26 protein-coding genes are annotated in these 24,760 nt (G+C 42.2%); 7 read left to right on the top strand and 19 right to left on the bottom strand.

The annotated features are described in order from the left end of the window. Positions 1–13 precede the first annotated feature (13 nt). The 3 genes from DPF90_RS04895 to DPF90_RS04885 all read right to left on the bottom strand — a co-directional run bounded on the left by DPF90_RS04895 (position 14) and on the right by DPF90_RS04885 (position 2,912). On the bottom strand, positions 14–1,378 hold the full coding sequence (locus DPF90_RS04895) for a sodium-dependent transporter (protein ID WP_114785203.1): 1,365 nt from the start codon (positions 1,376–1,378) through the stop codon (positions 14–16). Positions 1,379–1,631: 253 nt separating this feature from the next. Then, entirely contained in the window at positions 1,632–2,378 is a 747-nt protein-coding gene (locus tag DPF90_RS04890) for a YggN family protein (protein WP_114785202.1), read from the bottom strand. A 57-nt stretch (positions 2,379–2,435) separates the two neighbouring features. Then, positions 2,436–2,912 (bottom strand): GreA/GreB family elongation factor, encoded by a 477-nt coding sequence (locus tag DPF90_RS04885; RefSeq protein WP_114785201.1) that lies wholly within the window; start codon positions 2,910–2,912, stop codon positions 2,436–2,438. 75 nt (positions 2,913–2,987) lie between these two features. On the opposite strand from DPF90_RS04885, the gene DPF90_RS04880 reads away from it, so the two are divergent. Further along, complete coding sequence (locus tag DPF90_RS04880) at positions 2,988–4,940, top strand: RecQ family ATP-dependent DNA helicase (RefSeq protein ID WP_114785200.1); 1,953 nt, start codon at positions 2,988–2,990, stop codon at positions 4,938–4,940. Here the strand turns inward: DPF90_RS04880 and dinB are convergent. From dinB to DPF90_RS04860, 4 genes are all read right to left on the bottom strand, one after another. Next, entirely contained in the window at positions 4,926–5,993 is a 1,068-nt protein-coding gene (gene dinB / locus DPF90_RS04875; RefSeq protein WP_114785199.1) for a DNA polymerase IV, read from the bottom strand. The genes DPF90_RS04880 and dinB overlap by 15 nt on opposite strands. 365 nt (positions 5,994–6,358) lie before the next feature. Further along, positions 6,359–6,688, bottom strand: coding sequence for a hypothetical protein (locus DPF90_RS04870; protein ID WP_114785198.1), 330 nt, complete (start codon positions 6,686–6,688; stop codon positions 6,359–6,361). Further along, positions 6,688–7,476 (bottom strand): DUF4225 domain-containing protein, encoded by a 789-nt coding sequence (locus DPF90_RS04865; protein ID WP_114785197.1) that lies wholly within the window; start codon positions 7,474–7,476, stop codon positions 6,688–6,690. Before DPF90_RS04865 ends, DPF90_RS04870 begins: the two co-directional genes overlap by 1 nt. After that, complete coding sequence (locus DPF90_RS04860; RefSeq protein WP_114785196.1) at positions 7,473–7,976, bottom strand: Hcp family type VI secretion system effector; 504 nt, start codon at positions 7,974–7,976, stop codon at positions 7,473–7,475. The genes DPF90_RS04865 and DPF90_RS04860 overlap by 4 nt, the downstream gene beginning before the upstream one ends. Positions 7,977–8,491: 515 nt before the next feature. Between DPF90_RS04860 and DPF90_RS04855 the strand changes: the two genes are divergently transcribed. Then, complete coding sequence (locus DPF90_RS04855; RefSeq protein ID WP_114785195.1) at positions 8,492–9,253, top strand: hypothetical protein; 762 nt, start codon at positions 8,492–8,494, stop codon at positions 9,251–9,253. A 343-nt stretch (positions 9,254–9,596) separates the two neighbouring features. Here DPF90_RS04855 and nqrM read toward each other — a convergent pair whose 3' ends face one another. The 9 genes from nqrM to bolA all read right to left on the bottom strand — a co-directional run bounded on the left by nqrM (position 9,597) and on the right by bolA (position 17,592). Continuing rightward, positions 9,597–9,830 (bottom strand): (Na+)-NQR maturation NqrM, encoded by a 234-nt coding sequence (gene nqrM / locus DPF90_RS04850; RefSeq protein ID WP_114785194.1) that lies wholly within the window; start codon positions 9,828–9,830, stop codon positions 9,597–9,599. 20 nt (positions 9,831–9,850) lie between these two features. Further along, positions 9,851–10,855, bottom strand: coding sequence for an FAD:protein FMN transferase (locus tag DPF90_RS04845; protein WP_114785193.1), 1,005 nt, complete (start codon positions 10,853–10,855; stop codon positions 9,851–9,853). A gap of 144 nt (positions 10,856–10,999) precedes the next feature. After that, positions 11,000–12,223 (bottom strand): NADH:ubiquinone reductase (Na(+)-transporting) subunit F, encoded by a 1,224-nt coding sequence (nqrF, locus tag DPF90_RS04840; protein WP_114785192.1) that lies wholly within the window; start codon positions 12,221–12,223, stop codon positions 11,000–11,002. A 33-nt stretch (positions 12,224–12,256) separates the two neighbouring features. Continuing rightward, a complete protein-coding gene (gene nqrE / locus DPF90_RS04835; RefSeq protein ID WP_114785191.1) occupies positions 12,257–12,853 on the bottom strand; it encodes an NADH:ubiquinone reductase (Na(+)-transporting) subunit E in 597 nt (198 codons plus the stop codon). Between the two features lie 7 nt (positions 12,854–12,860). Further along, complete coding sequence (locus tag DPF90_RS04830; RefSeq protein WP_114785190.1) at positions 12,861–13,493, bottom strand: NADH:ubiquinone reductase (Na(+)-transporting) subunit D; 633 nt, start codon at positions 13,491–13,493, stop codon at positions 12,861–12,863. Continuing rightward, positions 13,493–14,263 (bottom strand): Na(+)-translocating NADH-quinone reductase subunit C, encoded by a 771-nt coding sequence (locus DPF90_RS04825; protein ID WP_114785189.1) that lies wholly within the window; start codon positions 14,261–14,263, stop codon positions 13,493–13,495. The genes DPF90_RS04830 and DPF90_RS04825 overlap by 1 nt, the downstream gene beginning before the upstream one ends. Beyond that, the gene (locus DPF90_RS04820; RefSeq protein WP_114785188.1) at positions 14,253–15,497 is read right to left on the bottom strand and encodes an NADH:ubiquinone reductase (Na(+)-transporting) subunit B; all 1,245 of its coding nucleotides are present in this window, start codon (positions 15,495–15,497) and stop codon (positions 14,253–14,255) included. The genes DPF90_RS04825 and DPF90_RS04820 overlap by 11 nt, the downstream gene beginning before the upstream one ends. Positions 15,498–15,502: 5 nt before the next feature. Next, entirely contained in the window at positions 15,503–16,843 is a 1,341-nt protein-coding gene (locus tag DPF90_RS04815; RefSeq protein WP_114785187.1) for a Na(+)-translocating NADH-quinone reductase subunit A, read from the bottom strand. A 440-nt stretch (positions 16,844–17,283) separates the two neighbouring features. Further along, positions 17,284–17,592, bottom strand: coding sequence for a transcriptional regulator BolA (gene bolA, locus DPF90_RS04810; protein ID WP_114785186.1), 309 nt, complete (start codon positions 17,590–17,592; stop codon positions 17,284–17,286). 133 nt (positions 17,593–17,725) lie between these two features. Between bolA and DPF90_RS04805 the strand changes: the two genes are divergently transcribed. From DPF90_RS04805 to DPF90_RS04790, 4 genes are all read left to right on the top strand, one after another. Continuing rightward, a complete protein-coding gene (locus tag DPF90_RS04805) occupies positions 17,726–18,856 on the top strand; it encodes a methyltransferase (protein WP_114785185.1) in 1,131 nt (376 codons plus the stop codon). Between the two features lie 46 nt (positions 18,857–18,902). Next, positions 18,903–19,472, top strand: coding sequence for a YajG family lipoprotein (locus tag DPF90_RS04800; protein WP_114785184.1), 570 nt, complete (start codon positions 18,903–18,905; stop codon positions 19,470–19,472). Beyond that, the gene (locus DPF90_RS04795; protein WP_114785183.1) at positions 19,472–20,035 is read left to right on the top strand and encodes a peptidylprolyl isomerase; all 564 of its coding nucleotides are present in this window, start codon (positions 19,472–19,474) and stop codon (positions 20,033–20,035) included. Before DPF90_RS04800 ends, DPF90_RS04795 begins: the two co-directional genes overlap by 1 nt. A 213-nt stretch (positions 20,036–20,248) precedes the next feature. Next, positions 20,249–21,622: an AmpG family muropeptide MFS transporter gene (locus DPF90_RS04790; RefSeq protein ID WP_114785182.1), complete on the top strand. Its 1,374-nt coding sequence runs from the start codon at positions 20,249–20,251 to the stop codon at positions 21,620–21,622. Between the two features lie 67 nt (positions 21,623–21,689). On the opposite strand, the gene DPF90_RS04785 is transcribed toward DPF90_RS04790, so the two are convergent. From DPF90_RS04785 to DPF90_RS04775, 3 genes are all read right to left on the bottom strand, one after another. Then, positions 21,690–22,352 (bottom strand): ChrR family anti-sigma-E factor, encoded by a 663-nt coding sequence (locus DPF90_RS04785; RefSeq protein ID WP_114785181.1) that lies wholly within the window; start codon positions 22,350–22,352, stop codon positions 21,690–21,692. After that, complete coding sequence (locus DPF90_RS04780; protein ID WP_114785180.1) at positions 22,349–22,933, bottom strand: sigma-70 family RNA polymerase sigma factor; 585 nt, start codon at positions 22,931–22,933, stop codon at positions 22,349–22,351. Before DPF90_RS04780 ends, DPF90_RS04785 begins: the two co-directional genes overlap by 4 nt. A gap of 100 nt (positions 22,934–23,033) precedes the next feature. Next, positions 23,034–23,603 (bottom strand): LON peptidase substrate-binding domain-containing protein, encoded by a 570-nt coding sequence (locus DPF90_RS04775; RefSeq protein ID WP_114785179.1) that lies wholly within the window; start codon positions 23,601–23,603, stop codon positions 23,034–23,036. A gap of 347 nt (positions 23,604–23,950) precedes the next feature. On the opposite strand from DPF90_RS04775, the gene DPF90_RS04770 reads away from it, so the two are divergent. Continuing rightward, a complete protein-coding gene (locus DPF90_RS04770; protein WP_114785178.1) occupies positions 23,951–24,742 on the top strand; it encodes a nucleoside-specific channel-forming Tsx family protein in 792 nt (263 codons plus the stop codon). The last annotated feature ends 18 nt before the right edge of the window (positions 24,743–24,760 follow it).

Here is a 24,760-nt window from a genome sequence, read left to right as displayed (position 1 = left end):
CTAGCCATTTTATTTAGCTAAATGATGCCCAAATAACCGTAGCAACTAGTACAGGACAAACAAACTTAACGTATACAGGCCAAAGTTTTCCAAACCAACCGAGAGTAAAATCCGGACACCCTTGCTCTAATTCTTTGATTTTCGAACTTCGATTCCAAACCCAGCCCCCAAATACACAAAATAAAAGTGCAGCTACTGGCTGAACATATTGAGTGGCCACTGTGGCAACCAAGCCAAAGAGATTGCCAAAATTGAACACGATCACTGTACTAAATAGCGCAATCAAGCCTCCCAAAATCCAGCTGGTCGAACTGCGTTTGGTACCTAGTCTTTCACTCACTAGAGCCACTGGACACTCCAACATTGAGATGGATGAGGTTAAAGCAGCGATCGTCAGCAAGGTGAAAAAGACAATAGCAAATAACTGGCCTAAAAATCCCAGGCTATCAAACATTAAAGGCAGTACAGTAAACACTAAGGTATCTGAACTCAGTAACGACCCATCCTCTGCATAGATCTGGACCCCTTTGTGCATGGCAACAAACATCGCAGGCATAACCACCAAGCCAGCGATAAAAGCAACCGATGTGTCAACAAGGGTTACATGCATCGCCATCTTGGGTAGGTTTTCTTTCTTACTCAGGTAGGACCCATAAATCAACATAGAACAGCCACCTATGGTTAAGGAGAAAAAACCTTGGCCCATAGCTGCCAAAATCAATTTGCCATCCATCACCTTACTAAAGTCGGGAACCAAATAATGCTTTAACCCTTCTGTCGCTCCACTCTGAGTCATGATGTAAACAAAAAGTAGTCCAAACAGAACAAATAGTGCGGGCATCAGACGCGTTGACCATTTCTCAATGCCTTGCTTTACACCGCCTTGGACGATCAAAATCGTCAGTACATAAAAAGCTAGAGTACCAAATAAATTGCGCTCGACACTAAACCCTTGAAGCCATTTCGTCGCAGACTCTAGACCTAGAATTTCAGTGATAGCACCAAGGAGAAAGCAGATAAGCCAACCACCAACAATACTGTAAAAGGCAAGTACCATACTAGGGACACTCAGACCAATCCAGCCAACCATAGCACCAAATTTTTTCATCGCTAAATTAGGTGTCAGAGCTCGCATACTATCCACAGGGTTGGCTTGTCCATGGCGACCAATCGCCATCTCAACCACAAGCATAGGAAAAGCGACAACCAAAATCATGACTAGGTAGACCAGCAAAAACGCGCCTCCACCATTGCTCGCCGCTTGAGTCGGAAATCCCCAAATATTACCCAATCCGACCGCTGCGCCAGCCGCCGCTAAAATAAAACCCAATCGAGAGCCAAAGTGTTCCCGAGATTCACTATTATCTTTTGCTACCATAAAACTAAAAATACTGCATTCACAAACTAGTTGGCTAGTACAATATTACAATCACTGATTTCTCTCTAGTGGTATCAGGCGGTAGTCACCACTTACTCAGCAAAAAATAACATCACAGATCGTAAATATTTATTTACATAAATAATCAGCTAGTCAATAGATCTCTGATAAAAAGACAAAAGAGTGAAGGTATAGAAGGAAAGAGCGCTCAATGCGCTCTTTCTAAGGGTAAAGGGAAGTATTAAATAAGTGTCTAAATAGTAAACACTTGGTAATCTTGAAGCTGAGGAATAATCTGGTGCAGCTCTTGCTCTTCTTCTGCAAGTTCACCCAAAGAGTCACAAAACTCTTGGCTCTGTTGCTCAACCTCGCCAGCATGTTTTTTCAACCTAGCCGAGATACGCTCTTTAAGCTCGCTCATCGTTTCAGTTATTTGGGTAAGATTAAGGCCATCTTCGGCCTTCATTTTCTCAGACATTGCAGTAAAAGCACTGGATATGAATTCTTTATTGAAAAGCTTTTTAGCATCTTCCAAATCTTGGTTCCAAGTTTCACTCAAAGAAGAAAAGCTATCTGCGGGTAAAATCAAATCTCCTTCTTTGTAATACCTTTGTTCAATACTCGCGTAAAATTCTTGCATCGAAGCTTTAACCCCTTCAAATGCTTTAGGCGCATCAAAGCTTTTTGCAACATCATCGATAATATCATTGGCTAGTGCAAGCCCATCACGAGCCATTTGTTTTGCTCGTGGTAAGTAATCATTTAAATGAGCACGATAGTCGGATATTGCTTGTGTTTGTTCAGGTTTAAGAGTGACCTCCTCTCCTTGAATCAACAGTCGATTGTTCGAATCTAGCACCGCCGTGTTACCGTCTGGCTGATGGATTTCCAACCTTTCATTATTCAATCGAATATCATTTTTTAGATCGACACTGCACTGAGCAGCGGCCACTTGGTTTACTACCATAAGTAAAGGGATCATCCAAAGCACTTGTTTCATTTTTATCTCGCTTTATTAAATACTTCCAAACCCTAGCAAACAATTCGCCCGCTTACGTCAAATTATTGTATCGATTTGATAATAGAAACTCTTTGGTCCAACTTGATATACCACGTCATCCCCCACTAACTTACCTTTTAATGCCTTTCCTAGTGGTGAACTAAGTGTGACTAACATGACTCGCTTTGCTTGATAGTCAATCTTCAATCCGCCTGAACATGGTGCAATAAAAAAGTATTGAGCTTGGTCATCATCGTCCAAAAGTGAGACTAAACATCCAAGCATCACTGATTCAGCATTTTTCGGTAATTGCATCTGTTTCATCACGCTCAGTTCGCGCTCACACTCTTCAACTCTCATAGCTTGCCCATGTGCCAAATAAGAAGCCTCTAATGCCAAAGTGTCATATTTATGCTCAGGAACTGTCTCTTCATCTGTTGCCGATTCAATCGCTCTTTGAGTTGCGCTTTGAGCAATGACGAGCGACTTTTCCATCTCGAGTAATATTGTTTGCAGTAGCTCAAACTTATTCATACTAAAATCATATTCCTCAACTGATAATCTCTTTAGAATACTATTTCATGAGCCCAAGTCATACAGATAGCAAAAATGCAGACTTCAAATAACCAACAGATCATCTACCAAAAACTGCAACAGTGCTTTGGTTTTGAGCAGTTAAGAGAAGGACAATACCAAGTCATAGATAAGGTATTGAGCGGAAAGTCATGTGCAGCTATCTTTCCAACGGGCTCAGGAAAGTCCCTCTGCTACCAACTTTCTGCTTTGTGTCTTCCTCATCTCACCCTTGTGATCTCTCCATTGCTCGCGCTGATGAAAGACCAGCTTACTTTTCTTAAAAGTAAAGGAGTCAAAGCCGCCTCACTTCATTCTGGTCAGACTAAAGAAGAAGTTCAGGCCACAATGAGTGGTGTTCAAACTGGTGAGATCCGTATTTTGATGGTGTCGGTAGAACGAATGAAGAATGAACGTTTTCGTCATTTTCTATCTCAACAATCCATATCTCTCCTAGTTGTTGACGAAGCACACTGCATCTCAGAGTGGGGACATAACTTTCGACCTGATTATCTAAAGCTCCCTCAAATTCAGCAGCAACTTTCTATACCTCAGGTGTTGCTTCTCACCGCAACAGCTACTCAAGCAGTACTGGATGATATGAGCAATAAGTTCACGATTGAAAAAAATGATATTACTGTCACTGGCTTTTATCGGCAAAATCTCGAATTGTCAGTACTGCCATGCCAAGTAAACCAAAAGGAAACGGTTTTACTCTCGCTGCTCAATCAAACGCCTACACTCTCCACCATCATTTATGTCACTCAGCAAAATACTGCCGAAACGTTGGCCAAGATGCTGCTCTCGAGGGGCATCAATGCTGTAGCCTATCATGCTGGCCTTGAGAGTGAACAAAGAGAAAACATTCAACACGCCTTTATGGCAGGTAACACAGATTGTATCGTCGCGACCATCGCCTTTGGAATGGGGGTAGACAAAGCGGATATTCGCCGAGTTATTCATTTCGATTTACCCAAATCTATAGAAAACTATGCTCAGGAAATTGGCCGAGCAGGCAGAGATGGCCTTTCTTCACAGTGCATATTGCTTGCCAACGAAGAAGGACTTTGTACTTTAGAAAATTATATTTACGGTGATACGCCCGAATATGGTGAAATCCTCAATATCATTAAGCAAGCCTCCTCCTCTGCTCCCCAATGGGAGGTCGTTATTTCCAGGTTGTCTAGTGAAAGTAACATTCGCCCATTACCTCTCAAAACCTTACTGGTTTATATGGAATTGCATGGGCTTATCTCCGCTCAGTATACCTACTTTGCGCAATATCGGTTTAAGTTTCTAATAGCTAAAAATGACATCATAAACCGCTTTAATGGTGAAAGACGAACATTTACCCAAGCGCTGTTTGATAGTGTTTCCAGCGCTAAAATATGGAATCAAGTAGACTTTGAACATTTATGGAATACCTATCGAGGTGACAGAAACCGAGCGATAGCCGCGCTGGATTATTTTCATCAGCAAGGATGGATTGAACTCGAAAGTAAGCTAATGACCGAAGTGTATCAAGTTGATGATATTTGCGATGACAAAGAGAAGATGGCTCAGAAGCTATGGTCTTTGTTTAAAGATAAAGAGTCCTGCGATATCGAACGAATTCACACTCTGCTTAAATTGTTTAAATCCAATCAGTGTTTAAGTTACGCTTTAGCATCCTACTTTTCTGATCCTAACGCGCCGCAACAATGTGGTCACTGCAGTGTGTGTAAAGAAGAGACCAAACCTTGGCCAGAGAAGGTAAACTCAAATATACCTACATCAGAATTGGATAAATGGTTACAAGAATTAGAAAATCTCACATCAGAAGTATTATCGGATAGAGTGAAAACTAAATTTCTTTGTGGCATTCCAACTCCTTGCTTTACCAAGATAAAAGCCAAGAAATTGACGGGGTTTGGCAAGCTTGGCCATTGTGCCTACCAGCAAGTTCTTGATGAAGTCGTATTGAGAAAGAAAAGTTTAGAAAAAGCTTAGTTGCTGAGATCCATCTTCGGGTTTGAGCATCACATTTAGGCCAAGTAGGCGAATCTCTCGACCTTTTTGCCGCTTGAGAATATCGCGAAGTAAACCTTTAAAATCGCCAAGGTCTAGCTGTGAATGCAGGTGTTCTATCGTAGTTTGTTGAAAATCGGCAAACTTAAGCTTAATACCTTGCTTTAATATCATTTTTTCAGGAGAAACTTTGCTGAGCCTTATTTCAAGTTCAGGAAACAGTTTACTTTCAATAACCTGCCAACACTGATCAAATGTCATAATATTATGAGTCAATGTGCTTTCCACCCCTACAGATTTGCGCTCTCTCTCGACAATAACGGGGCGGTTGTCAATGCCGTGACTTTTCGTCCATAAAGAAGCGCCGAGACGACCAAAACCTAAAAGTAAATTGCGATAATCACTGTTTTTGATATCCGAGCAAGTATATAAGCCCGCTTTGTTGAGCTTAGCTAAGCTCACTTTTCCAACACCTGGGATTTTTTCCAGTGGCAATTTGTCCACTTCGTGTTGTACATGACTTGGCGGTATTACATATTGTCCATTGGGCTTATTTAGAACTGAAGCCACTTTTGCCAAAAATTTAATCGGTGCAATGCCTGCTGATGCGGTCAGATTAAGTTCTTTCGCAATATCACGCCGAATAGCCTCGGCAATAAGCGTGGCTGAACCTTTATAAAGTGGGCAGTCAGTCACATCTAAATAGGCTTCATCTAAAGACAAGGGCTCAATCAGAGAAGTATAGCGAGAGAAAATACGTCGGATATGCTGCGAAACTTGCTTATAAACCTGCATTCGGCCCGGAATCACCACAAGGTTCGGACATAAAGTCAAAGCTTTCCCCGTAGGCATAGCGCTTTTAACTCCATACTTTCTCGCCTCATAATTACAGGTCGATATCACTCCCCTTTGCTTTTCCCTACCTCCCACAGCCAAAGGTAGAGAGCGATAGCTTGGATTGTCACGCATCTCTACAGCAGCGTAAAAGCAATCCATATCAATATGGATAATTTTCCTTATTTTGCCTTGCTCCATGATTCCATAAAACCCAACAACTGTATATAAACACAGTATATTGTAATTTTACTGGTACGCCAAGGCAGAAGACGTTGTTTATGCACTGTCGCTGAACAACAAAAATGAAAACTGTCTGCCCCCGAAACCCGCTTCTATCATGGCTACCAAAAGCCAATTGTGAAAATAGAGTTGCAAACTTCCCAATACTTTTTTGTCGTCGTTTGTCTTTCGCTCTGAGAAGGTTTTGCCCCATTTCGAGTTAGGTGTCGAAATGGGGCAAAGCCCATCGGGCAGATTTGGTATAGAAAAACTAATAGTTAGTCAAAAGCAAGTTCTATCTTTGCCAACTCCTCAGACCCAAGGGTTAAAGGAGGTTGAATAAACTAACAACGATAATTTTTTTTCTTGAATAGACGATTTAAAAAAGTCAGCCTAGACGGTGGTAATGTAAAAGCCGACACTATCATAAACACCAATGCAATATAGCGATACAAATCCGTATAGGCAGAGTTGTCTGCCTCGAATATAAACAGCCAGTGTCTTACAAAGGTTTTGTCGAACGTTAAGGAATAGTGCTGGCTACCGAACTCAACACCAACAAGAAAATAGATAATAAATACCATGACTTTCTCTTTACGAAGATACAGTTCAGATAAAAAGTGACATATCATCACACCGAGCAGACTCACTAATACGTACAACCAAATAGACATTATTCATCACCGTCAAGATAGGGGCTTATCGCAGATTTAGCGGTTATCGCGTTACCATAACCTTCAAACCACAGTGATCCTTTTGACATCGAACGCCACCCTTTGGCATAGTCTCGTTTAGCGTATCGAAATAGCATAAGCTGCTCAGAGTCTGGCGCATTAGTCCATTTTTGAGCTACTCGCTTTTTGGAGATCAGGCCATACCCGCTTGTAGCAAGATCAACAATGGCATAAGCTGCGTCACCATCTCGTTTACTTAATCCGAGAGATGATGCAGCCTTGTGATATTGCTTGCGTAACATACTATTACTATCTCCATATTTGCCAGTATATTCTCCTTTCCAGTTTTGAACTATATTCCCTGTCATATTGTATGAATTTTCATAAATATTGTTACCACCATGTGCCATCATAGTTACACCTACTGTACTACACCAAGATGCCCCCGCGATAGAAAAAATAGAGCTGGTAACACATCCTCCATAACCGACCGATACTTGCCCAATACCCGCCACTAAACCTATACCATAATTACCAAGCTCGAAGGCCTGATCAATTAGGCTCTGGCGTTCTCGTCGTGCTAGTCGGACAACCCTATCTCCAACTAAAATACCATTCTCATAGTCTCGTAATAAACATTTTCCGAGAAAACGATATTGCTCTCGAAACTCATGCTGAATGGTAGGATCAGACAAGTACGTCAGACTGTATGTATTGGCTTGTTGAAGAAGCCCACGCACAATCATTTTCACTTCATCTTCGCTGACTTCACCTCGACTTGAACTCATCTCTCAACCTTATCCCGAGCTTCTGAGAATGCTTGAAGCCATGAAGAAAAGGCCCCAGTATTTGCTCCAATATGTCTCCAACTGATGTCTCGGTATGAGATCAGCATGGTTTCATTCATTTCATTGTCATTGAAGTCAATCACATGTGGCATATGTGTTGATACAGAACGTATGAGCGCACCTGTTAGCTTAATTTCGTAAAAAAGTTCGCTTCCACCTTTGGGGTTTGGCCTATAGAAAGTTAAGCAACATTTTAATTCATCCCCATCTGAGCATGCCTGAGCCAGCATCGGACTTGCTTTGTCTATCTTTTTAACTATTTTAATCGGGTTATGGATGGAGTTGTTATCATAAGCGATTGAATGAGAGAAAGATAAAATAGTGATTTGATCTTCATGACCTGACTGGTAGCTGTTCCCCATAGAAAGAGGGGTGTTGCAAGCACTAGATAAACATCCGTTGTTGATGCTCTCGATTGAAAGAAAAGCTCTTGTTGACATGTTCTACCTCCGATAAAAAAGGGAAGGGTAGCAAACTAGGTGCTCACGTTCACTCCTGCATATTACCCAGATAAATAGTTGAAATATTGAACCTTATGTTCTTTATGACTGCATAATAGAGTGGAAGGATAGATTTAGTGTCAATATTGTCTGGCATATTCACAGATAGAGTCGTTTTGGATAAAAATAACTTTTTTACTACGTGATATCGATAGAAAGAAATGCGTTAAATATCACCATAATTAACACTATGATTAGAGTAATCAAGAGTGAGCTTAAAAACACTATTGGGAGCCATAAAATGTCCCAAAGCTTGATAAAGGTAGCTGTACCTCACCTAAATTTATGTAATGCTAGATGGAATGAATATGACTCGGTTCTTCTATGATTCATGGTGCAAAGTTCGCCTAGTAAATGCTTATTTATTGGTTGAAATCTGAAGCCCATTTGTCTGAGATTTGCTATGGAAGTGAACCTACCGACTAATAAAATGCTCGAATACAAGGAACCATCAGTTGACAGAGTCCAACATCAAAGAAGTTCAAAAGGCACTCGGTGAGCCACTGATGCCAGAATTTACAGACTACATGAGGCGTGTCCGCACCCTACTAATTGTTGTTAGCCTAATTTCAATTGCTTTGGTAGAAGGAGGCCTTTCGATTGATCCATCCTCATCTGTCCTTGGTGTGAAGTTCAAAGACCTATCGGATGAACTAATAAAGAAAGCGCTTCTCATTACTAACATCTACCTTATAATTCACTTTTTATGGGGGGGATATGACAGTTGGCGTGAATTGTGTGCTAGGTTTACGGGCTCTCGAGTTGCATTCGTTACAACTGGAAGATTTTCAAGTTCACATTGTGATTACCCGTCAGATCCACGTCAATCTACACTTTATAATTGGTGGAAAGATGAAGCCTCCAAAATTTCATCTCTAATTGAACCGCTCGAAACAACAAAATCTAAACTGGAAGAATGGGAACAACGTGTAAATACTTCGATTCTTAGTAATGATCCTAACTTGAGGTCAGTGGTGGAGTCATTTAGAAGTGTTCAGACAGATATCGAGAAGGTTCAAAAAAAAATCGAGACTGTGGAAAAAACACTTACTGATAAGCGGATACCTGCCTCACTAGAGCGTTTCGATAATCGATTTAAGCTCATGCTTAGGAGTCAAAACCTACGCTGGTTAGTATTAGAGCTAACTTTCCCATTAATCATTGGTTTCTTTGCGGTTTGCTTTTTAATTAGTGGATTTTGTTCGAGTGCAAACTGAGCTTGATTTGCGAGAGCGTAACAGGGCCATACCTTGCGTTTTCTAGGATATGAACGGGGTCAAGTCTTTCATTTTGCCCTAGCTAAATTTATCCGAATGCCCGACATTCATAAAAAATCGCAACACAGAATTGTCCAAAAATCAGCTAGACCCAAAATAAGCAGCCAAATAAACCCCAAAAAAGTTGCGAACTTTATTGTCCTCTAACAGCAAACTAAGTGTGTCTAGATAGGTTGTCATTGATAATGACAAGTAGGAAGGGGTCTTTACAATAAAGTTTTGAAGATAAATAAGTCTGCTCTTGAAGATGAAAAAGCCCGACGATTAGTCGGGCTCATGTGTTCTATGCTATGCGGTCTTTTTCCCATGCGGCTAGCTTTTCAGCTCTGAGCGCTTCTCTTGCTTCGCGCTTTTTACGTGCATCGCAAGGTTCGGGACAATTGCATACTTTATCTACACCGACAGCCCCTAACCCACCGCAGCTGCCTTTTACCACTTTCTTTTGAAAGATATAACCGACAGACATGGCCGTTATAAAGGCGATAAACACACCAAAGGTGATCAGAAATGTACTCATAACAACATACTCACTAATTATTATCTATTAATATATGGCTTATACGCGTCTGACGCCAGTTCTATGAAGCCATCACTCGATTTCACAATCATAAATACGGGTATATTATTGTCGTTAGCGACCTTCATACCTTTATCCTCTCCAAGCACCATTAAGCCCGTTGCTAGACCATCAGCCGTCATAGAGGATTTATCGAGTACAGTAACAGAAACAACTTTATGGTTAATGGGTTTCCCCGTTTGTGGATTGATTATATGGGAGTATCTCACACCTTCTTTTTCGAAGTAATTACGATAATCACCTGACGTGGCAATCGCCATATCTCCTGGCTCAATGATTTCCTGTATGGCTCGCTCATCAACCGTGGGCTTTTCTATCGCTATTCGCCACTTAACGCCTTCACGATTCAAGCCTTTGAGACGCATCTCACCGCCGACTTCAACCATATAATTTAGTATGCCTTGCGACTCAATATAATCCGCTACCACATCAACCCCCCAGCCTTTTGCAATAGTAGAAAGGTCAACATACAAGCTTGGAATATCTTTCGACAGCGCATTGCCATTTACACTTAAGTGCTCAATTCCCGTCTCTGCTTTACGTTTTTCAAGCTCATTGTCACTTGGCACCACTTCAGGACGTGCTTCGGGGCCAAAGCCCCATAAGTTCACCAGTGGACCAACGGTGACATCCAAAGCCCCCAATGTCAGATTATTAAGACGGATAGCCTCTTTCACTACAGTTGCCGTTTGCGGCGAAACTTCAAAAGGTTGCGAGCTTTCACTTTGATTAAAAAGACTTAGTTCAGAATCAGTTCGATAGGTCGACATCTGATCATTCACTTGCTCAAGTAAGCGATCAATTTCTTTCTGTACCACATCAGGAGTGGGCTGGTTTTGGGCAACAATGTATTTAATGTTGTATGTCGTGCCCATAGTCGGGCCACTAAGATGGACTTGATCAACGGGCTTTTCACAGCCAGCAATAATGAACAGAGAAGCAAAAACAACAAGCCATTTTTTCACTTGTTTGACTCCTTATAACGAAATGAAGATAGTACATAAATCTGGATTAAAGATTCATCTTCTATCATCACTTTTAAATTACAGCGTAGGAAAAAATAATGGCTGACCTTGTAGGCCAGCCATACATATCAATAACTTAAAGTGTTAACCACCAAAGTCATCTAGTAGGATATTTTCATCCTCAACACCAAGGTCTTTCAGCATACCGATAACAGCAGCGTTCATCATTGGTGGACCACACATGTAGTACTCACAGTCTTCAGGCGCTTCATGGTCCTTAAGATAGTTTTCATACAGAACGTTGTGAATGAAACCTGTATAGCCATCCCAATTATCTTCAGGCATTGGATCAGACAAGGCACAGTGCCATACAAAGTTGTCGTTCTCTGCTTGCAATCCATCGAAATCTTCTACGTAGAACATTTCTCGCTTAGAACGAGCGCCGTACCAGAAAGACATCTTACGTGAAGAATTGAGACGCTTCAGTTGGTCAAAGATATGAGAACGCATTGGCGCCATACCTGCACCACCACCAACAAATACCATTTCATTGTCAGTGTCTTTAGCAAAGAACTCACCAAACGGCCCTGAAATTGTACACTTATCACCTTCTTTTAGTGACCAAATATACGAAGACATAATGCCAGGTGGTACATCAGGATTGTTCGGCGGAGGCGTAGCAATACGGACGTTAAGCATAATTATGCCTTCTTCTTCCGGATAGTTAGCCATTGAATACGCACGAATAGTTTCGTCATTAACCTTAGATTCATAACGGAACAAATTAAACTTATCCCAATCCTCACGATACTCATCAGGAATATCGTAATCGGCGTACTTAACGTGATGCACTGGCGCTTCAATCTGAATGTATCCGCCAGCACGGAAAGGTACTGACTCACCATCAGGGATCTGAAGCTTTAGCTCTTTAATGAAAGTTGCTTTGTTATCGTTAGAAATAACAGAACACTCCCACTTTTTAACACCAAAAATCTCTTCAGGAAGTTCAATATCCATGTCAGTTTTCATTGCAACCTGACAGGCTAAACGCTCACCTTCGCGCGCTTCACCTTTGGTAATATGGTCAAGCTCGGTAGGCAGGATGTCACCACCACCTGATTTGATTTTTACACGGCACTGACCACAAGAGCCACCGCCACCACAAGCAGAAGATACGAATACGCCGGCACCTGCTAGCGCACTCAGTAATTTACCACCTGGCTGTGTAACAATGGCCAATGATGGGTCATCGTTAACAGAAATTGTAATGTCACCTGTTGGTACAAGCTTAGATTTAGCGAAAAGAATCACTAGTACTAAAGCCAGTACAATCAGAGTAAACATCACTACACCAAGAATAATATCCATTGACTATTCCTTTATTGCTGCGGTCTACCCGACTTACAGTTGAACACCAGAGAAAGACATAAAGCCTAACGCCATTAAGCCTACAGATATAAATGTGATGCCAAGACCACGCAAACCTGGAGGTACATCAGAATACTTCATTTTCTCTCGGATACCTGCAAGAGCGACAATCGCTAGCATCCAACCCACACCTGAGCCGAATCCATAAACAACAGATTCTGCGAAGTTGTAATCACGTTGAACCATGAAAGACACACCACCAAAGATCGCACAGTTTACTGTGATCAATGGCAGGAAGATCCCAAGCGCGTTATACAAAGGTGGGAAAAAGCGGTCCAACACCATTTCTAGGATCTGTACTAGAGCCGCAATAACACCGATAAAGGTAATGAAGTTTAGGAAGCTAAGGTCAACCCCAGCAACCAAGGCATTCTCTTTAAGAACTAGGTTGTATACTAAGTTGTTTACTGGTACTGCGATAGTCAGTACAACAACAACAGCAACACCAAGACCGAAAGAGGTCTTTACTTTCTTAGATACGGCAAGGAAAGTACACATACCCAAGAAGAAGGACAAAGCCATGTTCTCGATAAAAATCGATTTAACTAACAGACTAATGTAATGTTCCATGACTCTCTTACTCCTTCGCTTCTACTTGTTCTGGCTTAAGAATACGGATTGCCCAAATCAGGAAGCCGATTAAGAAGAACGCAGATGGGGCAAGTAGCATCAAGCCGTTAGGCTGATACCAACCACCATTGCTCACTAGAGGCAGCACTTCAATGCCAAATAGCTTGCCTGAGCCAAGCAATTCGCGGAAGAAACCAACAGTGATAAGGACGAAGCCATAACCTAAACCATTACCGATACCATCAATGAAAGAAGGTAGTGGTGCTGATTTCATTGCGAATGCTTCCGCACGGCCCATTACGATACAGTTGGTTATGATAAGACCTACGAATACCGAAAGCTGTTTAGAAATATCGTAAAGATAGGCTTTAAGTATTTGGTCAACCACGATAACAAGAGAGGCGATAATTGCCATTTGGACAATAATACGCACACTATTTGGAATATGGTTTCGGATCAAAGAAACGAAAAAGTTAGACATAGCAGTAACAAAGGTTACCGCTAGCGTCATAACAAATGCAGTTTCCAGTTTGGTTGTTACTGCAAGCGCAGAACATACACCAAGAACCTGAAGCGCAATTGGGTTGTTATCCAATACAGGCGCTAAAATGCTCTTTTTAACGTTTTGTGCACTAGACATTAGTTCAGACCTCCGTCACGAACTTTTGCTAGGAACGGGCCAAAGCCCATGTCTCCTAACCAGAAGTCAAATGTGTGTTGAACGCCATTACTGGTTAATGTTGCCCCAGATAGACCATCGACACCATGCTCAGAACCAGCCGGAGCACCACCTTTAACGACTTTAATCGCAGGCTTGTGGTTTTCATCGAACAATTTCTTGCCGACCCACTGAGCTCTCCATGATGGGTTTTCAACCTCACCACCAAGTCCAGGTGTTTCACCTTGCTCGTAATAGGTAATCCCTGACACTGTGTTGCCATCCGTTTCTACGGCAACAAAAGCGTACATCATTGACCATAGGCCGTTACCATGAACGGGTATAATAACCCGAGACACAGTATCGCCTTGCTTAACGAGATAAATAGTACCTACATTAGCTCGTCGAAGTATCTTAGCTTGGTCTTCGTCAGGACTTAACTTGATTGACGTGGCTGGGTCTTTAGCTGCTTTACGCTGGTCATAGGTTGCAGCGTCGCCGTCAACAAAATCACCAGTTTTGAAATCAACCAAACGCGCTTCGATAAATTCAGAGAAAAGCTCAGGAACTTTTTTTCCGTCAGTATCGATACCAGCAACTTCGATAATTTTAGTTTGCTTATCCAGCACAGCGTTCGCTTTTTGTTGATCTCGCAAACCTACAGCGGCTGTTGATACTATGATTGAACAAACAAGGCTCAACCCGATAACAACACCCAGCGTCTTTTTAATGCTGTCGTTATTACTTGCCATAACGTGCTAATCTCCGCTTGATGTTCTTCTCGATGACTACATGGTCGAACAAAGGTGCAAACAGGTTCGCAAATAGAATCGCAAGCATCATCCCTTCTGGGTAAGCCGGATTCACAACACGAATCAACACACACATCAAACCAATAAGTATTCCGTACCACCATTTGGCATTGTTAGTGAACGAAGCAGATACTGGATCTGTCGCCATAAAGAACATACCGAATGCAAAACCACCCAAAACTAGGTGCCAATGCCATGGCATATTGAACATTGGGTTAGTATCTGAGCCGACTAGATTGAATAATGTTGCTGTTGCAATCATACCAATCATGACACCAGCGATGATTCTCCACGACGCAATGCGCATATATACGATCATTGCTGCGCCAATCATTAGCGCTAACGTAGACACTTCACCGATAGAACCTGGAATGTTACCAACAAACGCATCCATCCAAGTAATTGGAGCACCGGTTACGGTATTCATTAAAGCACCGTTACCACCTTGAGCCCACTGACTCAAAGCTGTTGCACCAGAGAAGCCATCAGCAGCAGTCCAAACTACGTCTCCGGAAATTTGTGCTGGGTAAGCAAAGAATAAGAACGCACGACCAGCAAGCGCAGGGTTTAAGAAGTTACGACCTGTACCACCAAAGATCTCTTTAGCAACCACAACACCGAAAGTAATACCAAGGGCTGCTTGCCACAGAGGAAGCGTTGGAGGAACAATGAGTGCGAACAAAATGGAAGTCACAAAGAAACCTTCGTTAACTTCGTGTTTACGCACCATACAGAAAAGTACTTCCCAAAAACCACCAACAACAAATACTGTTGCATAAATAGGTAGGAAGTAAGTCGCACCCAAGAGCATTTTACTGCCCCAGCCTGCATCGACTGCAAGAGTACCGCCGAGCATTTCCGTCAGCCAGTAGTGCCAGTTGCCAGCAACAATTGAGGCAAACTCATCACCAGCGTACATATGGTTCAAAGCCGCTACAGCTTGGCCACCAGCGTTATACATTCCCCAGAACATCGCAGGGAAAACCGCTAACCAAACCATGATCATGATGCGTTTTAGGTCAACGCTGTCACGAACATGCGAACTTTTCTTCGTAATTAGACCTGGAGTATAGAATACTGTCGCAACAGCTTCGTACAGAGCAAACCATTTTTCATGCTTACCACCAGGCTCAAAATGATGTTCAATGTCTTCAAGATACTTTTTAAGAGCCATGAAAATCACCCTTCCTTCTCGATCGTGTCTAGGCATTCACGAAGCAATGCTCCGTACTCATACTTACCCGGACATACAAAGGTACACAATGCCAGATCTTCTTCATCCAGTTCTAGCGCACCTAGTGCTTGAGCACTGTCAGTATCGCCCGCACATAGATCGCGAAGTAACAAAGTAGGTTCCATATCCAGCGGCATAATACGTTCGTAGTTACCAATCGGCACCATAGAGCGATCACTACCATTGGTCGTTGTAGTCATGTTAAACAACTGACCTTTGAAAATATGACCTAAGTAGGCACGCGTTATCGAGAACTTATTCTTACCAGGCGCCGCCCAACCGAACAGCTCTTTATCGCGGCCTTCACGTAAGACTGAAATCTGTACATGATAGCGACCAAGATAAGCATGCGGGCCAGAAGCCTGAGTTCCTGAAAGAACTGAGCCTGAGATAATACGAACTTCACCTGGCATTAATTCACCATCAGTAAGGTCAGCAACGTTTGCTCCCTGAATGGTGCGAATTAAGCGGGGGTTATTAACAACAGGGCCAGCAAGCGAAATAACACGCTCTGAGTACAGTTCACCAGCTAGGAACAACTTACCGAATGCAATCACATCCTGATAGTTAATACTCCAAGCAACATTCTCTGCATTTACTGGATACAGGAAATGCATGTGAGTGCCGGCAAGTCCTGCTGGATGGGGGCCGTCAAAAACATGTTCCTCAACATTGCTTTGAGAAGAACGAGGAAGACTGGTGCCGGCTTTACAAACGTAAACTTTGCCATCAGTCAAGTTTGAAAGTACATCCAGACCTGCGACGAATGCTTCCTGCTGTTCATTAATGACCAACTCAGGCTGAACCGCCAATGGATTAGTATCCATAGCAGTAACAAAAATTGCCTGTGTAGAAGATTCAATAGCTGGAACCTTGCTAAAGGGACGAGTACGCAAAGCGGTCCAAAGACCAGAATCAACAAGCTGAGTTTTAACCACATCACGGCCAATTCCAGCTATTTGTCCTGCTTCAAACTTATCGAACGTAACCTGCTCTTCACCTGCCACTTCAATCACAACAGATTGAAGGACACGTTTAGCGCCACGGTTAACCTCGACTACTTTACCACTTGCTGGTGAAGTAAATTTCACGCCCGGGTTCTTCTTGTCTTCAAAAAGAACTTGAGCTTTTTTCACTTCATCACCTACGCGAACATGCATGGTAGGACGCATGCCGACGTACTCTTCGCCAAGCAAGGCGACTTTCTTGATGGTTTTACCATCATTAATCACCTGGGTAGGAGTTCCTGCGATTGGCAGGTCCAAACCCTTCTTTATTGTAATCATACGCACTTGCACTACTTTTATCGGGAAAAAGATTCATTGATTGCGTAACTTTTAGACACGACATTAGTGTCCGGTTTTGATGCTGTTTAAAACACCAAAATCGCAACATCCTATTAAAAACCTCGCTACAAATTTAGTCGAGATTTATCAGGTGCGGTAGTCTATCATCTTTTTAGAAGTATACGCCATGACCAAAGAAAGGAATCAGATATATATTTCGAAGGATTTGAGTTTAAAAGGTTAAGTATTGGTCATAAGTTTGAACCACCGCACAAACAGCAATAACCACACACCTCATAATGCTATATTTTATTCATAGTATGAAATACTTAGCGATCGAGCCAATCAAGCCGTGTATTTGTATATTTAGTGTTAAAAACTTGGTTAATTTATAATCAGAAAAATACAGCTTACCACCAAGGCTTTTATAATACGCTATACTACTTGGATCCGCCTAAACACATTGGGCTGTCAGGAGCTACCTGATTTTGTTTATTCCACTCGTCTATTGTGTAAGTATGAATAGAGAGTGCGTGGATATGATTTGCGAGTTCATCTGCCAAAACTTGGTTGACCTGACGATGACGGCCAATCAATCTCTGTCCTGTAAATTTCTCACTGACAATGATAACTTTAAAATGACTTTCTGAACCTTCTGGAACATTGTGCATATAACTTTCGTTTATTACCTCAAGGTGGGCTGGTTCAAAGTAGTCCGAGAGTTTAGCTTCTATTGCTTCATGTACCATTACGTCAACCTCAATACGAATTGCTCCTGTCCACGAATAATACTCTTGTTATGAATAAAGCTAAAGGTTTTAGTTTTAACTACCTTCTGCTTCTGCGACAATTTATCGTACACATTTCCATACCATTACAAATATGAAAACTAAACTTGCGCTTCACCAACGCACTTTAACTCTTCATCGCTACCCCAAAAGGAATAATGAAACACTACAAGCTTGGGATGCTGGAGATGAATACCTCATAAACCACATGGAAGAGTTAGACATTACCCCTGGCAAACATATTTTGATCCTAAACGATAGTTTCGGTGCGCTAAGCTGCTGGTTTTCACTTAACCATAAGGTTACCTTGATGAGTGACTCTCATGTTGCACATCAAGCGACACAGCAAAACCTAGCGGATAATCAAAGTAACAATATCACCTTATGCAGCACGCTAGCCAATATCCCAGCTCACGTGGATTACGTCCTAATGCAAATCCCAAGAAACAATCGCCATCTTACATGGCAGTTGAGTCAGTTGAGGCTACATTTGGACAAAGCCACTCCTGTAATTGCGGTGAATAAAGCCAAAGAAATCCATTCTTCAACACTCAAATTGTTCAAAAAACATCTAGGAAGCACTCATACCTCTCTCGCTTGGAAAAAGCACCGCTTAGTTTTTTCTACTCCTGACGCTCCTGACGCTATTGCTGTCGATCCCATCACTAAATGGAAAGTTGAGCCGCATAACTTTGAACTGAAGAACTTGCCCAATGTCTACTCGGGAGAAAAGCTCGACCAAGGCGCTCGCTTTATGCTCGAGCATTTACCAAAAGGCTTAACCACAGAGCGAGTCATTGATCTTGGATGTGGGAACGGCGTGCTATCAGTAAAACTAGGACTCGACAACCCCGATGTAAGTATTACATGTGTAGACGAAAGTTACATGGCTACATCCTCTGCAAAGGAAAATCTACTCGATGCTCTTGGTTCCGATAGACAGATAGAATGTATCACCAATAACTGTCTGGATAAGTTTCAAATCGATAGTGCAGAGCTGGTTTTGTGTAATCCTCCCTTTCATCAACAACAAGCTATTACGGATCACATAGCATGGCAAATGTTCTGTGATGCAAAGCATGTTCTTTGCAATGATGGCAAATTATTAGTTATCGGCAATCGACACCTCGGCTACGATGTAAAGTTATCTAAGTTGTTTGGTAAGCCTAAGGTCAAACTTATCGCCTCAAATAAGAAATTTGTTATTTTACAGGCAACTAAATAGTTCACTATCATGTCTCTATATTAGAGTTACGTTAAAGGAAATTATGATGAGAAAACTGGTTCTAGCCGCCTCAGTGGCGTTACTTACTGCATGCGCCTCCCCTCAACAAGAACAGCTAAACTTTATGCCTCAGCCTGTTCTGAGTAACAGCAACCTTGTTCAAAATGCAAATTTTACGCTCACAAGTAAAGATGTTCGATCGGCTCAATACGTAGCATTGATAGACAGCGGGCGCTCTAACATTGAACCAATACACTCAAGACAAAATGTTCGCATCAGTATTGAGAACGCCTTATTAGAGCAATTCCAATCCCAAGGTTTTAATACCACAGTCAACAGCGAAAACTCTGTAAGTGTGGAGATACAAGAAGCTCTCGTATCTGTAAAACACTCGGTTATGGCCAATGAAATGGACGGCAAAGTCGTACTCGAAATCACCGCTGAAACTCCCAAGGGTAAGCTAGTGAAGACCTACACGGGGACCGCAAAAAGAAATGGAGCACTAAGCGCATCAGATGATGAAATAGGTATGGTACTCAACGATGTGACTAACTTAGTGTTAAAAGAAGTCGCCAACGATCGTGAGCTCAAAGACTACATGCAGGAGCGCTTCTAATGTGGAAGACAATCATTGCCTCATTGGCGCTTTTTAGTAGCCTAGCTTTTGCTGGGCCTAAAGTAGTATTTGAAACCACTTTAGGCGCATTTACCGTTGAGCTCGATAAAGAAAAGGCACCGATTACAGTCGCCAACTTTGTAAAATACGTCAAAGATGGCAGTTATATAGGTACGCAATTTCATCGGGTCATTCCTGGCTTTATGGCTCAAGGTGGTGGATTTGACAAAGACATGAACCCTGTACCTACTTATGCTCCCATTAAAAATGAAGCATCTAATGGGTTAAAAAACCAAGTTGAAACAATCGCGATGGCCAGAACTAGCGATCCGAATTCGGCTACTCGCCAGTTTTTCATTAACTACAAGGATAATAACTTCCTTGATTACAACAAAAATGACAAGACGAAACCTTTAACAGACGGCTATGCTGTTTTTGGTAAAGTCATTAGGGGCTTTGATACTGTCAAAAACATGAGCAAAGTATCAACGACAACCAAAGGTCGCTACCGTGACGTCCCTGACCCGGCAATCATCATCACTAAAACAACTTTAGTACCCTAAATTAAGAGCAAGCTCTAACCTAGCAGGTTGGAGCTGTTTATTATTGATAAATAAATTATTAGTGAACATAATCATCTCGCCTTATTAAGGGCTAAGCAATATTTTTAACCACTATGACTAAAGCTGTTTTAAAGAGCTTAAGTATCTAGCTCCAGCCTAAAGGGTGAGAGCTACTTGTGATTGTATACATTTAAACGCTATTAGGATGAGTTCATGTCAATCAATTCCTGTTCCAAATCGTGGCTAGCCACTCTACGTAGCTATTCAGACAAAAGATTGCTCTGGGTATTCATGTTAGGCTGCTCTAGTGGCTTTCCTTGGGTACTGATTGGTTCAAATATGTCTGGCTGGCTAAAAGACGCTGGTCTAACGCGAGCAGCTATCGGATATTTTGGCAGTGTCTTTGCTGTCTATGCGATCAATTTTCTTTGGGCACCATTGGTTGACCGAATTAAGCTTCCATTGCTCCATGCCTTCTTAGGTCAACGCAGAAGCTGGATTTTCTTTTGTCAATCACTCGTCTTAATCTGCACCATAGGGATCGCAGGAGTTGATCCAGCAGAAAATCTCCTGTTCACATCAATGCTGGCGCTTGCGATAGCAATCTCGTCCGCTACTCAAGACATTGCTATAGATGCTTTTCGTATTGATACTTTCCCAAAATCAGATTCCTCCAAACTACCTCAAGCTTCAGCAATGGCGGTAATGGGATGGTGGACAGGATATTCTCTACCCGGCTATGTAGCATTCATCAACGCAGACACCATTGGCTGGAATGGGGTTTATTACGGAATGGCCATCATAGTAGCTGTGTTGATGCTGTTTACTCTTTTAGTTGGTGAGCCCGCGACTGATCGAGAGAAATTACAAGCAGCGGCTGAAGATCGCCATAGCAATGTAGTTGGAAATAGAGTGATAGCATCGCTGACGGTTACCGTTATCGAACCTTTTCTAGATTTCTTCAAGCGCAATGGGACACGTGTCGCTCTCACACTGCTGTTATTTGTGTTCTTATTTAAAATCGGTGAAGCTTTCCTTGGCCGAATGTCGATTACTTTTTACAAGGAAATCGGGTTCTCAAATGAGCAGATTGGCTATTACTCTAAGCTCGTAGGTTGGGGACTAACGACGTTGTTCACCTTAGTAGGCAGCATGGTCAATGTAAGGTTCGGTATTGTTCGAGGGTTGATGATTGGTGGTATCACTATGTCGGCGAGCAACTTAATGTTTGCATGGATAGCATCAGTGGGGCCAAATGAGCATCTGTTCTTGGCAACCATCATTGTCGATAACTTCACAACGGCATTTTCCACGGTTGCCTTTGTGTCTTTCCTAACCGTTCTCACTGGCCAAGCATTTTCGGCGACCCAATACGCCCTGCTCGTATCACTTGGTAATTTGGGGCGCACAACCCTGGCATCCTTCAGTGGTGAGTTGGTCGATTATTTAAACGATTGGTCAACATTCTTTATCATTACCTGTTTAATGGTGATTCCAAGCCTGATAATGCTGTATTCGCTTCGCCACCATTTCACCGACTTACTGAACAAAGCTCAGCAAAAAGATAACGAAGAAAATCACGGTTGAACGAATAGACAAAAGGAATAAAAAAAGGCTTGGTTTCATCACCAAGCCTTTTCCTATTTAGTGCAAGTTAGGGATACATTCCCTTGCCAAACAGGTTAAATATTCTCGCCACTCCTTGAGTGAACATCATTGGCTCGGTTAATACGGTAAGGCATAAACAATCTTCGCCATCTTTAGTATAAGGGCTGTGTTTGTCTGAACCATCTTTGACTAGATAATCTCCCGCCTCATAATGCCCGGCTTCATCGCTAAAACCTCCGTGCAATATCAAGGTCGATTCAACCCCTTTATGTGTATGCTGAGGAATTTTCACCCCCTCCGCGATATACAACAGATTCACTTTGACTGAGTCACACACATCGACCGGAGCACTAAATACTTTGCCGCCGTAACTGCGCCACTCACCAATTTTGTTTTCAAACCTAGACAGTGAAAGCGGCAGAGAAAAGGTTTTGCCATGCACTTGCACTGATAGAGGCTTTCTGAACGGCCTCATTGGCATGATTTCTTGCTCAGAGTCAACTATGTCCGCGAACATAGACTCAAAGCTCGGATCTTGTTCCCCCTTGAGAGAACTCAGCTCCTCACCCAAATATTGCTCGTGCTTTAACACGTTTACTTTACAGTCTGGACAGCTCTCTAGATGCGTAGCAATAGCAAACCCGTCAACGGAGTTAAGTTCTCCTGCCGCATACGCTTTGAGGATGTGTAGTTCAGGATGATAACTCATAACCGCTCTACCTCCATTGAGTGACGTAATTTTTCAACGGCCAATCTCAGTCTCGATTTCACCGTCCCCACTGGAATATCGTACATGTCAGCGACTTGCTGATGAGGAAGTTCTTCCAGATACACTGCTTGTACAACCTTTCTTTGCGGCTCTGGCAGTACGCTCAAAAACTTGACGACCTGCTCTTTGAGCATCTCGTGCTCTGGGGCATAATCTTCGATTCGATCTGGCGGACAAAAATCATCTGGCCAGATATCTTCAGAGTGGATATGTAACTCCCGCCCACGCTGCTTACGTAGTGTGTCGAAGCATAGGTTTCGCGCGATAGTATATATCCATGTAGATAAAGAACTTTTCGCTCCATCAAAAAGTTGGCTCTTTCGCCACACTGTTGCCAGAGTTTCCTGGACCATCTCAAGTGCGACTTGTTCATTCCCCATGTGCTTGAAAGCAAACTGCTTGAGACGCGGTGCGAAATGCTTAAAGACCAGAGAAAAAGCGTCTTTATCCTGCTCTTTCACTCTGTCCATGCACTCACACCAGTCTTGCTTAGCAAACGACTCAGTGTCTTTAGATAACATGCCGAGTTCCTTTTACGTGCTGTATTAGTCGGTATACGAACACTGACAGCAAAGTGATCACATTCGAGTTCATAAAATTGGACTCTATCTTATCTAAAGTTTAGTTCTCTATCGACTGAGATAAAAATTCTATAGCCTGCTGACAATCGCTCTGCATGAGCAGATGGTCTGCTTCTTTTTGGTTGACAGGGAGGAGTTCTAACCATCTCTGGCAAACCCAAGTGGCATCATCGAAATAACACTCTGGGTGAAGCTCGGAAAACTGAGGGAAGCGGCGGTACACATCTTTAAGATATTCACTTAAGTGCCGATGCTCGACTTTTATTTTCGAGTAGGTCCAAGTATCTAGCCATTCAACTTTGGCTTGCCTTAACCCGTCGTATTCCGAGCGGACTTTAATGATCTTAAATCGCTTTGTTCCGACTATGGTGACACCTAGCAGCCCACCGTCCAAAACTTCAAAGTCGACAATCTCAGCAAGGGTTCCGACGACCGACAGCGCAGGGTCTCCGGATTCGGCGTTCGAATCATACAAACAGATACCGAACGTGTTATCGGCCTGACACGCTTGCTTGATAAGCCTCTTATATCTAGGCTCAAAAATCCTCAGTTTCATTTTTCCGCCGGGAAGCAGTACAGAGCCGAGCGGAAAAAGCATTAATTCATTCACTACTTAGTACCATATGTTCGTTTTACAAGATCTACGGTACAGGTAGCAATTCGATCAATTCTTGGCCTCATGTGTGAATAAAACGAGAAAATCATATTTTCATTTAACAAGTCAGGAAGCAAACGATACCGTCAACACTTCTGCTAGAAACATGTTAGTTCCATTTAAAAATAAATTAATCATTAAAATCGTGATTTGGATCACCAAAATAGTGCAAAATATCATCATTTATCACTGATAAATGATGTGTTTATCGCTATTATGCGCCCAGCCAAAGTACAGCGAAGATTGTATACCTCGGCACGATAACTACATTTTCACACAAACTATACATAGAGAGTCCCACTATGCGTAAATCACTTTTAGCTCTTGGTGTTGTTGCTGCAATGTCTAACCCTGTTATGGCAGCTGACTACTCAGACGGTGATATTCACAAAAACGATTACAAATGGCTTCAATTTAACCTAATGGGAGCCTTTAATGAGCTACCTGGTGAATCAGACCATGATTACTTAGAAATGGAATTTGGTGGTCGTTCCGGTCTATTTGACTTATATGGCTATGTCGATGTATTTAACCTAACTTCTGATCCTGATAGTGATAAGGATGGCGCAGAAAAAATCTTTATGAAATTTGCCCCTCGGATGTCTCTAGATGCATTAACTGGTAAAGATTTATCTTTTGGCCCAGTCAAAGAACTCTATGTTGCAACGTTAATGGAGTGGGGAGGAAATTCAGGTGTCAATACCCAAAAAATTGGTTTAGGTTCAGATGTCGAGCTCCCTTGGTTTGGCAAAGTAGGGCTGAACCTCTACGGAACCTATGATTCCAATATGAAAGATTGGAATGGCTACCAAATCTCAACGAACTGGTTTAAACCATTTTATTTCTTCGAAAACGGTTCCTTTATCTCATACCAAGGTTATATTGACTATCAGTTTGGTATGGAAGATGGTAATACTGCACTACAAACCTCAAATGGTGGTGCCATGTTTAATGGTATTTATTGGCATTCAGACCAATTCGCCGTCGGCTATGGTCTAAAAGGCTATAAAGACGTTTACGGTCTAAAAGATGATGGCTTGGCAGGAAAAACTACTGGTTTTGGCCACTACGTATCGGTTACCTATAAGTTCTAAACCAAGTAACAAGCTACA

This window comes from Vibrio tetraodonis (assembly GCF_003350295.1).
GTDB classification, from domain to species: Bacteria; Pseudomonadota; Gammaproteobacteria; order Enterobacterales; family Vibrionaceae; genus Vibrio; species Vibrio tetraodonis.
The sequence above is the reverse complement of the archived record's forward strand: the minus strand, read 5'-3'. Positions and strand labels throughout refer to the sequence as shown.